Raw genomic sequence first — 13732 nt, 5'->3', positions numbered from 1 at the left:
TCCCATTTCACTCCCAAAGTATCGACATCATCGCGACTGCATTCATCCATTTCTACGACGCTGATCACCTCAGGCAAGGCCGATCCGCACTCTCTTTGAAAATTTCGCCTTCTGGCCGTCACAGAAAATTGGGTAACGAGAATGAATACAATTAAGAAAGCACTCAAGGCATAATGCAGTTGAAAACATCCAAAGACAAGTTAATCAAGTGGATTCACATAGTAGAAGCCGAAACACATTTACGTTTAGCTGCAATAATCACAGAATTATATTTCTCCAAGAAGCTATACGACGCACTTACCCTTGGACATTTCTCCGGAATTTCGGAGGGGTGGATTTACACGACACAACAAAGCACAAATAACGTTAGATATTGGATCAAATTAAGCAATGATATCAGCCCATCCAAGACTGACATTCGCTTTATAAACCACCTAGGAACGGCGGGGCACAGATTCTTTTATCTATCGTACGAAGTTTTCAACCCAGTCACTCCCGACAAACCACCTACTATCAAAGTTATTACAAGAGAAGCTTACTGCGATAAAAGCAATATCAATCTTGAGATGACCCCCGAATCTATAAAATTACAATCCCTAATAAGCAATCTAATAGAAAACTATCTATCAGGCCTGACTTTTACTATAGAAAAACCACTCAGCGCATCTGACTGGCTAGTAAATGTAGGCGAGGAAAAGCTTTTAAATATATTTGTTCAGCGCTGCTTGCTGAACTCCCTAGGGAAGCTTAAGCCGCTAGATCTTGATGCGATCGCCCTAGATGAGGGCGGCGAAAACCTAATATTCCTAGAATTCAAAAAGAAATATCCCACAGCAGGAAGCAACAGACCTAAAAGCCCGAAAAAAAAACCGGACGACTACTACGCATTCGCAAACACCATACTTACAGATGCTCTTTCCATAAAGAACCTGAACACCAAAGAAAAATTCTCCAAAGCATTTAACAATAGAGGATTTTCATATAGGCGGATTGCGGGCTACGGCTTGGACTTGCCGCACTTTGAAACAATTCTCTTATGTGAACGAGCGCACATTGAATATCGGTATGTCATTTGGAATGAAGGTAATATTGAAAATAAACAGGATAGGCGTTTGGAGGAAAGCCTCTCAGAACTTAGAGAAGTGCTGGGATACGATTTGCACCCCAAATCAAAACCTAAATGGTGGATTCGATCACTGAAGCCAGCTGATGTGGATGGACTGACTTACACGTTCGGATATGACTCAGGATCTTATTCCAAAAAAGCTCGTATGCAGGTTGTTTTTGATGCAGAAAAAAAACAATAATAAATCGAAATTACCCCTAAAAAAGCTCTATGCAACCTGTTACTTTAACAGAATCATTTAATAGAGCTGATATCCTCTCTAGAAGCGGGCTTAATTTACTACTGAGCGGCTTAAGCCCGCACTCCCACACGATAATCACGCACCACCCCATCTCTAACAACCGGTTTGTATCGCGCGCATCTCGGAGCTGATTCACACTTATTTTTTCGGCCCAGAAGTCTGTGCGAGTGGCAGGCAGCTTGAAATACTTGCATGAATGTCCGTGCCAAAAGCAGCCATGGACAAAAATTACAGTTTTATATTTTGGAAGGACTAAATCTGGACGACCCGGAAGTCCACATCCGCCAAGTCTGTAGCGGAAACCAGAAGCATGCAGTCCCCTGCGGATCAGCAGCTCTGGTTTCGTGTCTTTACTCCGAATAGCCCGCATATTTCGCGCGCGGACTTCCGGAGTATGTACATCGGCCATTACGCGTCCATGGCCTGCTTAGCTTTCATAATTCTTGACTTCATCAACTTAGCAACAGAAGCGAAAACAGGAACAACAACTGAGTTTCCAAATTGTTTATATGCTTGAGTGTCGGACACAGGGATACGGAAGCCATGCTCACCGGGTTTGTCATAACCCATCAACCGAGCGCATTCTCGCGGAGTAAGCCTGCGGGGGCGATTTGCCATATTTTCCAGGTCGAAAAAATCAACTTCATGGTTAAATCCACGATCCACTAGAATCTCAGAGCCATCTTTGTAGTACCGGGCAGAAAGCGTCCTGGTTACTGCATCCCTGTTAACCAGACCATAGCCAAAGCCGTTCCCTTTTGCTTTGTGCTTAATGGAGTAATTGAAAAGGTACTCCCACAGTTTAGGAGTCAAAATGTATTTATCCTCAACTGTGTCGTCCAAAATATCTCCAAGAGTGGGGCGAGTCTTAGGATATAGTTTTTCAACATCCTTCAGAGTGAAGTTGTCATGGACATTGAGATCTTTTCTGAACCCCGCCAGGACAATCCGCTCACGGTGCTGAGGGGTAAAATGCTGACCATCGACGATTTTCGGATCTCGGGTGCCGTCATACTCTGCATCGGCAACCCTGTATCCAAGCTCATCAAGTGCTTCTATGATTATACGAAAAGTACGACCTTTATCATGGCTTTTCAGATTTTTTACATTCTCGAGCACGAAGGCCGCGGGGCGCTTTACTTCAAGTATTTTTGCCACATCGAAGAACAGCGTGCCCTGCGTCTTGCACTCAAATCCATGGGCACGTCCCAACGAATTTTTCTTTGAAACTCCTGCAATCGAAAAAGGTTGGCAAGGGAAACCAGCCAGCAGTACGTCGTGATCGGGAATGTGCTGCTGAATGCTAATAATTACTTCCTGCTCAGTCGCGAGTGGATTGTCGCTGAGAGTAACCTTCCGGATGTCATCGTTAAATGAATGCGTTCTTGGGTCGGAGTAATGGTTGGCCTTATAGGTACGTACAGCCTGATCATTCCATTCACTGGTAAAGACACAGCGACCACCGGCTTGTTCAAAGCCGCGGCGAATACCGCCAATCCCCGCGAAGAGATCAATGAAATCAAAATCGTAATTGGGGTGGTTCGGTGGAGGAGATGGTAGCAGCTGCCGAAGCGCCTCAAACTCACGATGGCTAAGGCTGGGAGAAGCCTTGCCATTGAGCCAGCGATTGATTGTCTCCCGGCACCAATTTCCGGGGCTGACTTGGTTCAAAAACTCGGCAATTGCTTTTTGATCGTAGCTTTCGAGGAGAATTCGGATTAGCCCGAGGTCTTCGTTTTCATGGTTCATTGGCCGAATCTCTGGGTCAAATGAGTGACGATTTGTCACGCATTATGCCCAAAACCGAGTTGGGAAGCTACCAAAGGATCTCACAAAGCCCAATCGCTTCGGTATGGCCCACTTCCAAGCAGCTCCCCCCTAGGTGCGCTGGATTGCAGCGCTTGGAAGCTCACGCTTTCCGACCTGTAGCCATTGCTGTCGGGATCAACGTTTGACTGTGTCCCTGACGAAGCCTATGTACTCAGATAAATTCATTATCCATCCTTGCTGTGCTGCTGTGTAGCTGCCCCTAACGGCCTCAGGCACTACTAGCTGGACATGGTGATGCTGCATCTCGTCGGTTTGGTGGCTGCTGATTGCTGGCTCTAGGGTAAAGAGGTGCTTTCTGAGTATACGATCTGCTTCCGCCAGTACCTGTCTCCATCGATCTTTGCAGGTTGATTTTGATGCAAGCATGACCAGGCTTTCATCCGGGTAGGCCGGATTGTGATATGCCTGCCCCCCAGGGAACAAGAAGTCCGCAGTTGATTTTTTCTCTGTTACAACTTGCCTACCAAAGAGCAACTTGTTACCGCTGAAAACCGCCGCAAGATGATGTTCCAGTGCGTATCCCACTCTGGATTTACGCCTGTTCTGCACACTCAAGGAAACGCTGATAAAGTGGTCAACATCTCTGAAGCCAGAATCGAGTTGCTGCTGAACGATGCTGCGCTCGAATGTCCTGAACAGCATCTCTTCATGCACCATCCATCCCATCAGCGCCGCGTCTGAATCCTGAGCCAAGTCAAACTGCTCCGGACAAGTCTCTCTCGCAAAATGACTAAACTCGGCAGTGGTCGGAAAGGTTTCACCGAAGCGACCAATAATACTGTCAAGCCAGTTGTCATTGTCTTGGCGAGACTCGACTCCCAGTTCCGCTAGTATCAATTCTTCAATGAGGCTAACTTGACGCTGCGCCCCGACATCATGAACCTTGAAGCGCGAATCATTGACCACGTCGATGTCAAAAAGCCACCTTAGCTGTCTCTCAGCAGTGGAGCCTGCAGACGCAACGATGACCATGACCGACCGATCAGGCTTGACTGCCACTATGCAGAAGTCGCCCTCGGTCATACGGGCGGTGACAATATTTTCCGGGTAGTAAAGGCGCAGCTCAGCACTGCGATTAGGATTGTGCCGTCGAGCGTCGTACCAAGAAAGGGTTCCCAAGGCACGAAGAGGCTCTTCCGAATCGTCGCAGAAGTAGAAAAAGGAACCCGCAAGCACCATAGTATTGTGGCCCGGGTGTCCTAAAATCTGACTAAAAGCATTAGAGCCGATCTCATGCTGATTTGAGTTACGGGTAGCATCCACCTTGGAAAAGTACTTTGCGGCAACACCCGTGAAATGCTGGTTTAAACGCTCCATGAGATTCCTTTCTAGATTACAAAATGCCAGCAGCATACCAAGCTGCGTCGCAGCGCGCAGGCACCTGAGGCAAAACTGAGTAGCTAAAGTCGCAATTTGAGTGCAGAGCAAACTCAGCTAATGCTGAGGGAAGAAGTGCCCCCCTTATTCACCTCGACAATCCAGACAAAACGCGGATACTGAGCGCGCGGAAGCGGCATGGTCTCAACGCTCCTGAAACTCCTCCCTGACAGGGGATAGAAGGGAAAGTCAGGGCCTGTCCAGGGTCCTGACTTTCCAAGATAAATCAGAATAAATACCCTTTCATCAGATCGGACATAAATCCGTGATGTGGCGCCTCCGGAGTTCCGATAACCATGGCGCGATCCAGCCCGCTGTTGACAGTTTCGCAGGCGGTTTCCGGCAACAGCAAACAAGCATGACAGGCTGCTTTGTTGACCCGCCGCGAGCCCGTACCGCCTAGATTCTCCGAGCATACAGGGTCGGCGGAACACCAAGACGCCTTTGAAAGGGCTCTGAGCACCATAGGCTCGAAGAGCTCAGGCCGCCCGATGCGAACCAATCCGCCAAGACTCCCCTCCGAGTCCCCAGCTGCCGTGTAGATGAGGAAGGCAGCCATCGGTGCTCCTGGATCGGTTGAAACGAAGATGCGTTCTTTCAGTGCAGCTGACGAGTATCCACACTCGAACACCATCTGATTGATCAGGATGTGCGCCAAGGAATGAACCAGAAGGTATCTGGCTGCCCATTTCGGCCCCAAGTTGTTTCTCTGCAGCGGCGGCATTAGATTCGTTTCATTCGCCATGCGCTCTACAAACGTTTGGTCCAGTCGGTCTGTCAGCCATTTTTCGTTATTCGCGAGCCATTCGAGGACGGCATCCTCATTCAGCTCGACAAAGATACCCTCACCATAGTTCTTGATAGCTGGCAGCCACTGAGAAGACGGCTCTGGCGGACTCAGGAAAAGCTGATTCATGGCCGTTAACGGCATGTCCCTGAGCGGCTCTCTCTCCCGTATCAGTCGTTCAAAACCACAGAAAACCCGGGTTTCGCGTAGTCGCTCGACCAGATTGATCCGCCCAAACCAAGGTTGCAGTCCATCTGGGATCTTGCTGGGGATTACTCTTAGTTCGTCGTCAATTCCTGGTCCAACTTCATTCCGCAAAACGTTGTACTCGGCCCGACGAAATGTCAGCGACTCAGACTCTGACATAACCGGCCGGGGACCTTCTCCTGCCAGTGAAGTGCCCTGACAGAGAGAGTCCATAGCCTTCATAATCAGCTCGTCATCCGGGAGGCGAGAGTAATGAGGCCTCAGAATGTTGTGTAGCATGTCCAAGGCTTGCGATAGATGACTCAGATTGAGTAGGACCTTGATGCCGCTGAGATCCGCTTCGTTTTTACGCAGGATCTTCTGAATCTCGGAAACATTTTGCTCGCTGGTCATGTCAGGCAGGTAGATCGAGGACAGGATCTTGCCAAAATAGATGTTCGACTGGTTGATCAGCACTGCCACCGGAGGCTCATCGCAGGGTTGCGGTGCCCTGCCCAACCACGGTCGCTCTCCGCTGCAGCCAATTCCGGCAGACTTAAGCCCGGACTCTTTGATTTTCCCGCTTTCCTGGTGTCGTTCCATACTCATCGAGCCGGCCAGCGTTTTCCATTTTTTACAGACCGAGCAGGAAACCTTTACGGACCGCAGGTCCGGCCCCCCGGAATCACTAAGAACCAGTCCGGTATCCCCCAGGCAGGTACATCCGCACCAAGCTTTCCATGGAAAATCCGAAATATGCCCATGGCTGCAGACACTGATGAAGCGTACCGGCCGCCATTGAGCTTTTTCGCCTTTTTCGAGCGGGGCAAGTTTCCGGGTGTCAAGGTTGAAACGCCGCATCTTTCGACTAAGGCGGTCGACATACCAAGTAGGAAAACGGTGAGTCTGGACCTCCAAACCGGAGATACCAGGATTCTGCTCGTCAAAACAAAACTCCGGCGGCTGGCGGAATTGAGGGACCTGGAGAAGAGCGGAAAGCCTGGGTTCGTCAATCACATGCTTACGCATGGCGGCCTCATCAACCTTCCAGTTACCTCGCTCGTCCCTCTGTTTGTGCCAGAAATCCAAACCACAGAAGATGTTCGGAATGCCATTCTTGTCGGTATAAATGCTTCCCGGACCAAAAGGGGCAATCAGTTGTCCCAGCCGAATCTCACTGGCCATGTTCTGTCTGCTCCTCCACGAAATAGTTGTTGCTGATCGCTGCCCGGGCCGTACCATCGACATTGCGCATACTACTGAGAACCCGTACTCCTTTGCGTTTCTGTTCTTGAGTCGCAAACTCACCAGACCACAGCATCAGGTACTCCCCGTCCTTTCTTTGCGGGTACGACCACCACTCCTGTGGATTGGTCTGCCATTTTTTACGAAGATCAAGGTGAACCTTACGCATGGCGCCGCACACACGGTCCAATTCATCTGGCTGTCCATGCATGATCGTCTCGCAACGGTCAAGCAGCAGTTCAAGGGCCTCATCCAAATAACCGGCATAGTCACCAAAAGCCTCGCCAGGTGATTTGGCGTCATGACACTGCCTAGCCCACAACAGAAGAACACCTGCTAGGGCTCGCTCTACTGCCTCAACCGAAAATGGTGTGGCAGAGGTCGGTTCGACCCGCTCATAAAGACGGCGGTGATAACTGTGAAACTGCTCGAAATGCGAACGATCACGGCTCTTCCCCGGATTGAACATGCTCAGAATCAGACCGGGCCGATCCATCCAGCGCCGGCCGACACGCCCAGTCACCTGAATGTACTGGGCGGTTGACTTAGGCTGACCGACGACGGCCATCAATGCCAGCCGGTCGATATCAACCCCAACCTCAATGATGTTGGACGCCAAGCAGACATCAAGACAGCCCTTAGCATTCCAGTCCAATGCCAGCCGATCCATCAACTCCACCAGTTGTGCCTGGCTTTGTCGACTCGTCAACTCCTCAACGGTATTAAGGTAGCGTTGCGGGCTGCCCTTGAGCCCATAACGCTTCGAGTAGTCCTTAATGCGGGCTGCGATATCTGAGTGGAAAAGCGTCTGCGCGCCACCCAGCTCACGAAGGCTGTTGTAAAAAGCCAGCAAGGTCCACCACGCATCTTTCTTACCGTCCTCAAACATCCAGGCGCGAAACAACACTGCCGAAAACGCCCGGACCTGCGCAGTCAAGAAGGAGCGGTAACCGCTGGCATGAATACCAAGGTAGAGGCGCCCTTGCTTCAGCTGCCCGTCGCTGTCCTTAGCGTAACGTCCGAAAAAGGAGTCTCCCATCTCTAGTCCGGGGTTGGGGAACAGCTGCAGTTTCTCACGTGCATAGACAGAACGTACCTGCCCCGTTGCGCCGCGAATAGTAGCCGTCGAAGCAATGATCTTGGGCCTGATCAAATGCCGACCTTCCTCCGCGGTACAATGCTGCTCGATCACACCCTCATACAGGCCGTAGATCGTACCCAGCGGCCCGGAAATCAGGTGAAATTCATCTTGGATGATTAACCCTGGGGGGTGTCTTAGACGGGTAACCTGTCCCTCCCCTTCATGATGGAAGCCAAAGAGCGCACCGGTTTCCGGCTTCCAAGCCATCATTGCGAACTTGTCTGCCGTACCGATGAACATGGACGGCGGATCCTTATAGATGGATTCGTCTACTACCTCGACGGGAAGCCTGTCACGCTCCCCACCATATTCACAGCCAACGTCGGAGCATTTCAGATACGGCTGCTTTCCGGAAACTGCCAGCCCCGCCAGATTGCTGCCGGTGGCTTTGTTTCGACGGCCGGTTGCGACCTGCCCCAATCGACCGATTGCGCTACGGCACCAGGGACATTCGGTCAGGACTAGCGGGTTCCCTGTCACATCACCGCGATCATACTTACGAATGGCTGCACTGGCGTCGGCCCAAGTATTAGGCGAGCCGCTACCTCCAATCCATAACCCCAGTGAGAAGCTTTTTTCACCTAGCTGGCGGCGGGTTGAATCCATTTTCCGGCGAACTCTGATTTGCTCCATCGCGCAAATCAGGCTGGCAGCACGCTGAAATTGCTGGGTGGTCAGCATGCGCAAGGTATAGCGCATGAATACATTGGTACCGTCACGACGAAGTTTCTCTTCGTCGTGTGAATTCAAGCGCTGATGAAACATGTAGAAAGCTGCGACAGCGAGATATGCCTCGGTCTTACCTCCCCCCGTGGGAAACCAGATCAAATCTACGATGTCTCGGTCGTCAGAACGACGATCAACTAGACCGGCGATACTCATCAACAAAAAGGCGGACTGAAATGCACGCCATTTGCCAATATGAGACTTCTCGGAGCCCTCATTCCACACCTCCCACGGAGTGCGCGGTTGTCCTTCCGGGACATTCTCGGCGACCACAAAATCGTCGCAGCGGATCAGGGCGCGGCGAGCGATCTGTTTGGTAGCTACCTGCTGAAGCAGCATTGCCTGATTGGTCAGACGGAACGCCTCGAGGGCAGTTTGGTCACGCTTCAAGATGGCAATGCCATTTCTGATGCGCTCGAGACACTGCCGACAGCCATCAAGATGGCATATGGCCGCATCTTGCACTTGGGGAGGCAGCTCCATGCTGTCCGCCTGGCGGGCATCAATCCAGGCGGCGTACTCATCCGCGAGACTGTCCAGCGTTTTCCAGCCCTGACTGCCTTGAGAAAAGGGGGTGAGCTCAGCCAGTTCGCGCATTGACAGGGTGACAGGATTTCCTTCCCTGTCCGTGATCTCGGGCGTCATGCTTGGTAATTCCACGGCTGGCATCACATCAGCGAAAACTGCCTCCGGTGTATCCCCATCAACACATTCCCATCCCGCCGCACATCCATGTCCGATAGCCCACGTCGCTTGGTCACGATAGAGCAAAGCAAGTGTCTGCTCATCGTCATCAAGCTGCGTAAACGGCCTGACACCTTCAGGGTAACGGCTGAAAGCAGCCCCACTCTGTACGCGCACCTCAAAGTACGCCTGAAACAGCACGCTCCGGATCTGCTCTGCTTTACCTTGAGTTACTTGGGCATCCATCTGATTGCGCAGCACGCAGGTGATGATCCACTTGCCATGCATGCGGCGTGGAAACACCTGAATCTGCAGTGCCAGCCCACCTGTTAAGACAAGGTTTCTGGTTTCGGACTGCCCGGATTTAAGGCTGGCCAGTATAAAACATTCGCGCGTGTCCTCTGTCGTAGCCGGCACACGTCGCCAAGCCTCGGTCCGGAGCTCAACGCCCTCATTAGTGGTGACTTTGGTACAGGGCTCGTACTGCCCGTTGACGGGGAATGCGTCCGCCTCTGGCAACTGCCATAAGAGTTTTTTCATCGGCGGCAGCGACACTACAAATTCGCCCTCTCCTTCCTCGAGGCAAAAGCTGATACCCATGACCGACGGCTGGGACATATCGTCGCTACCGACCTCGAAATCATCGTCATCCGCCTCGGCGCCGCTGCCTTCAGCAGCCGCATCGCCAGTCGCGAACACAGCGGACAACGTAGACTCTTCCGAATCGGAGACCACTGCCTGCACAGTTTCGTCAGATGCGTCCTCGTCCAGTTCACCGTCGTTCTTTTGCCCGGTGGATGCCCCAGCCCCCATAGGTTCGTCAATCACCATCCCACGCACACAGTTACGCGGGTGCAATAGACCCGCGCCATAACGCTGCATGGGCGTTTCGCCATGGTAGTGAACAATTTCCTGCAGAACGTCGGTACCCTTGCATTGGTAGTGCAAGGTCCCATCGGTATCCCCAGTCAGCCGGAAGCAGCCCTGTGCATCAAGGGCAACCGTAGTGTTAGTTCGACTCGCGTCCAGGGAACGTGCAGGCCCCACCAGCTCACCGCGCAGAAATTCAATTTCCGCTGATCGTTCTTTATTCATTTTTTTTCTCAGCACGGGTGATCCATTCTGCTAGCTGTGAGGCGCCAGAAGCATGGCAAAAAAGATGGAGCCGCTCTTGGGCCCGGGTAATTCCCGTATAGAAGAGGCTCCGATCGAAGCCACTATTGGAAGGAATTACATCGGTAATGATGATGACTTTGTTCTCAAGCCCCTTGTAGGCGGGAACAGTAGACCAGCGGATACCCTTCACGCCTGTACTCCCGGCAATTGCGAAGGAGCGGCTGCACGTATTTCGAAGCAGTGGCAACACCGATTGCTGTTCTGCCCCGAAAGAGAGCACCGTGATGTCTTCCTCGCGAAATCCGCTGTTCAAAGCCGAATCCAAGCACATCATGATTTTGCGGACCTGATCATCTGCGTCCTGATACAGCTCCAGGTTCCATGTATGCAGACCACCGCCCTGACGCAGGTACCCTGAATATGTACTCTGGTCAGCCTTGGAAAGCTTCATCGCGATCTGAGCAATGTCCTTGTAGTTCCGGCAATTTTCCGTAAGTACCCAGCGGGCTGAAGAACGCCGCACGGCAGCAAGGGGAGCCTCAAGCTCTCTGGCACCAGTCATGACTTGGTTGCGAAAATCGCCCAGCATCAGGAAGCTACCGCCATCTAGGCCACCGTCTAATAGCAAACAGATACAGTCCAGCAGGTCCGGACGCCCAAGTATGTCCTGCGCCTCGTCGATAACGAGATAATCAAACCGCGCATCATGCGCACACGAGGGGTCAGTAAGGCGATCTTGAATCTCCAGTGGCACGCCGGACCAGAAATTATTGCTTGTATCGTTCGGCACACTAATACCAGTGAGGGATATCAGCACGCTCAGGGCAGAACCTCCGACCAAAAGCGGGTTCTGGTCGTCCTCAAACTGCCTAGCGGCCCATTGACCGATCAACCTATTGAAGCAGAGGTAGCCCACACGGAGACCTTGGGCGGCTTTGATCCGGGCAACGCCGAGACCAATCAGCGACTTACCGGTTCCTGCTCCACCTTCTACAAGCACCCGACGGTTGTAACCTGTCAAACGAAGCACCGGTTGCTGCTGCTCGCGCAGCAGTTTCTCGAGCTCCTCCTCGCGGTGACGAATTTCAGCGCTCTTTTCCGGCCGGCGTGTACGGATGGGAAAACAAAACCTGACGAAATCCTCAACTTGCTGCCCCGATAACGGCGCCTTAAGCGGGGTAATCGTCGGATCTGCATCAATAATCCGCTGGACCATATTTTTCAGCGACTCACATAGCGAATCCCCTGTTTTACAGGCCTCAAACAGCACGCGGTCCATCACTTCGTAGGGCTTAACAGACATGTTTGGCGACATAGCAAAATCCGCCTGAGGGAAAATACAGCAGTGAACCACTGGAACTTGAGAAAAGATCGTTAAGCGATCTACCAGACGGCGGCGCAAGGCATAACGCGCATCTTGTGCCTGGCGGAATGGTGATTTGGTGATGGTCTCGGGGTACCAGCGGTCGCCGTCGAAGCCTATCTCCCGATGCGACTTAACCTCTACACAAAGAATGCCGACGTCAGGCATCAGAATCACAAAGTCGAGCTCGGTGCGCCTGTTATGGTTACTCGGTGCTAAGTCCAGCGAGTGGATGACGGTCCAGCCATACTGGGCACTTTCGAGTTTGCGATACAGCGTCACCTCGCCGGGCGGGGAGGACTCATCGATAAATCTAGGAATCATGCGCACAGATAATCGTCTCCATAACCTGTACGGTACTGTTCAGCAATCGGCAACCTCAGCAGTTTTCCCAGCTGCTCTGCCGGCGCTGAAAAATCTGATGAGATACTGAGTACAGGTTTAAATGCCACGCTGCCAGTCAGTCCGCTTTCCGGCTGAAGCAGGTGACGATAGACATCGTCCAGTGAAATCATGCCGCGGATTGATGCCAATTCCTTGCTCAGCTCCGCGACCAGTTGTTCGTTTACTATGGCGTTTTCCAAGGCTCCGTGTTGTATCGCAGAAACCCGTGTGGCCTCGATCTCCGCCCATGCCCGACGCCAGCCCAAAACAGTCCTGCCATCAACAGACATTGACGGAATCAGCTCCGGATCAAGCACCTTGGTAAGCAGTGCCTCGAAATGCTTCTTGCGCAGTGGCGCACGAATCACCGTACCATTCATTACTGTCCACTTTTGTACCGCACGGGACAGATCCCGAAGGTTAATGCCAGCTTGCTGCATTTTCTGAATACACACGCGGGGGTGTCGCCTCCATAGGTCAGACAGCGCATTTTTCCAGAGGGCAGCCAGCGGCGCCTTGGCGGCATCGACGCTCACCTCACCGAGATCAGCATCAGCATCGTGGACCAGCAGGTAATCGCCGGCTGCTACGTCGCTGACGTGTCGGTAGCCAATGATCTCAGTGTCGGCGTCGGTGCAACTAGGACTGAACACCAGCAAGCGGGAACCGGAACGCAGCAGCACACCATACTCATCGGGGAACTCAACAAGCACACATCCATACAGGGCTTTTTTCACAAGAACCTTCTGATCAATGATCGCAAGATCGTCCACCGGCTCTTTTCCTGTCAGACCATCCCATTCTCCAAGACTTCCGGTAACCGTGGTCCGGACCGAGCGCATGGTGGTCAGATAATTGTAAGTAGGCAGTACCGGATCATCGGCAAACCCTTCCTCATCCGACAGCCCAGCCCATACAAGGCGAACTAGCCGGCGATATGACGGCGAAGTGATCAGTGCCTCCGGCGCATTGCCGAAGCCACGTGTCCGCAACGGTCCAAAACGGATCAATACTTCAGCAGGCGGACTATTTCGATACTCTGCTAATGTGCTGACGAATACTCCATCCTCAAGATCGCTCAGCCCCTCGAGAAGCTCGCGAAAAAGATCACGTTCCTTTGGGTGGCACCAGATCCTGATACCGCCCTCCGAGTATTCACAGGCAAGTTCTACGAATAGCCGGACGAACTCCGTGTTAAGCACGGACCCCTCCTCGGTGTAGCGAGCGATCAGATCTTTCAGCAACTCGATGGTTTGCGCGACCTGCGCCCCCCATAGCCGGCGGTTCCGCTCCTCATCGGCAAGGCCGCAGCGCAGGAACAAGCCAATATCTGGTACCAAAGGTGATGTCAGCCATTTCAACATCTCGAATCGGAGCATCAGCGCCGACTCGTTCTGGTACTCATCTCCTTCCGGTTGATAAATCGCGATATACAGTGCCTGCATATGGTGGCGGATTTTAGAAAAAAGCGGAGAGTTTCCGATGTAGACTTCCTGAAGCGGTGGATTTTTTTCGATGAATTGCAA

Annotated in this window: 8 protein-coding genes; 1 reads left to right on the top strand and 7 read right to left on the bottom strand. The window is 52.2% G+C overall.

Annotated features, from left to right (window positions below; all coding sequences use genetic code 11):
• Positions 1 to 179: 179 nt before the first annotated feature.
• Positions 180 to 1307 (top strand): hypothetical protein, encoded by a 1128-nt coding sequence (locus tag ACFY68_RS22205; RefSeq protein WP_387531795.1) that lies wholly within the window; start codon positions 180 to 182, stop codon positions 1305 to 1307.
• 16 nt (positions 1308 to 1323) lie between these two features.
• Here the strand turns inward: ACFY68_RS22205 and ACFY68_RS22200 are convergent, their stop codons facing one another.
• The 7 genes from ACFY68_RS22200 to ACFY68_RS22170 all read right to left on the bottom strand — a co-directional run bounded on the left by ACFY68_RS22200 (position 1324) and on the right by ACFY68_RS22170 (position 13732).
• On the bottom strand, positions 1324 to 1776 hold the full coding sequence (locus ACFY68_RS22200) for a very short patch repair endonuclease (RefSeq protein ID WP_387531792.1): 453 nt from the start codon (positions 1774 to 1776) through the stop codon (positions 1324 to 1326).
• Positions 1776 to 3116 carry a DNA (cytosine-5-)-methyltransferase gene (gene dcm / locus ACFY68_RS22195; protein ID WP_387531790.1) on the bottom strand — a complete coding sequence of 447 codons (1341 nt, stop codon included), beginning with the start codon at positions 3114 to 3116 and terminating at the stop codon, positions 1776 to 1778. The genes ACFY68_RS22200 and dcm overlap by 1 nt, the downstream gene beginning before the upstream one ends.
• Positions 3117 to 3311: 195 nt before the next feature.
• On the bottom strand, positions 3312 to 4514 hold the full coding sequence (locus tag ACFY68_RS22190; protein WP_387531787.1) for a type II restriction endonuclease: 1203 nt from the start codon (positions 4512 to 4514) through the stop codon (positions 3312 to 3314).
• 286 nt (positions 4515 to 4800) lie between these two features.
• Positions 4801 to 6732 carry a DrmB family protein gene (gene drmB, locus ACFY68_RS22185; protein ID WP_387531784.1) on the bottom strand — a complete coding sequence of 644 codons (1932 nt, stop codon included), beginning with the start codon at positions 6730 to 6732 and terminating at the stop codon, positions 4801 to 4803.
• Complete coding sequence (locus ACFY68_RS22180; RefSeq protein WP_387531782.1) at positions 6722 to 10438, bottom strand: helicase-related protein; 3717 nt, start codon at positions 10436 to 10438, stop codon at positions 6722 to 6724. The genes drmB and ACFY68_RS22180 overlap by 11 nt, the downstream gene beginning before the upstream one ends.
• Complete coding sequence (locus ACFY68_RS22175; RefSeq protein ID WP_387531922.1) at positions 10431 to 12146, bottom strand: NERD domain-containing protein; 1716 nt, start codon at positions 12144 to 12146, stop codon at positions 10431 to 10433. Before ACFY68_RS22175 ends, ACFY68_RS22180 begins: the two co-directional genes overlap by 8 nt.
• A complete protein-coding gene (locus ACFY68_RS22170; protein WP_387531779.1) occupies positions 12143 to 13732 on the bottom strand; it encodes a hypothetical protein in 1590 nt (529 codons plus the stop codon). Before ACFY68_RS22170 ends, ACFY68_RS22175 begins: the two co-directional genes overlap by 4 nt.

The sequence above is a fragment of the Pseudomonas sp. NPDC012596 genome (assembly GCF_042902325.1).
Taxonomy (GTDB): domain Bacteria; phylum Pseudomonadota; class Gammaproteobacteria; order Pseudomonadales; family Pseudomonadaceae; genus Aquipseudomonas.
Note: the sequence above shows the minus strand (reverse complement) of the source record. Positions and strands in the feature narration are given on the sequence as shown.

Bases quoted from the DNA above. Each gene is read 5' to 3' on its own strand.
- ACFY68_RS22180 (WP_387531782.1), bottom strand. From the start codon at position 10,438: ATGAATAAAGAACGATCAGCGGAAATTGAATTTCTGCGCGGTGAGCTG.
- ACFY68_RS22200 (WP_387531792.1), bottom strand. From the start codon at position 1,776: ATGGCCGATGTACATACTCCGGAAGTCCGCGCGCGAAATATGCGGGCT.
- drmB (WP_387531784.1), bottom strand. From the start codon at position 6,732: ATGGCCAGTGAGATTCGGCTGGGACAACTGATTGCCCCTTTTGGTCCG.
- dcm (WP_387531790.1), bottom strand. From the start codon at position 3,116: ATGAACCATGAAAACGAAGACCTCGGGCTAATCCGAATTCTCCTCGAA.
- ACFY68_RS22175 (WP_387531922.1), bottom strand. From the start codon at position 12,146: ATGATTCCTAGATTTATCGATGAGTCCTCCCCGCCCGGCGAGGTGACG.
- ACFY68_RS22190 (WP_387531787.1), bottom strand. From the start codon at position 4,514: ATGGAGCGTTTAAACCAGCATTTCACGGGTGTTGCCGCAAAGTACTTT.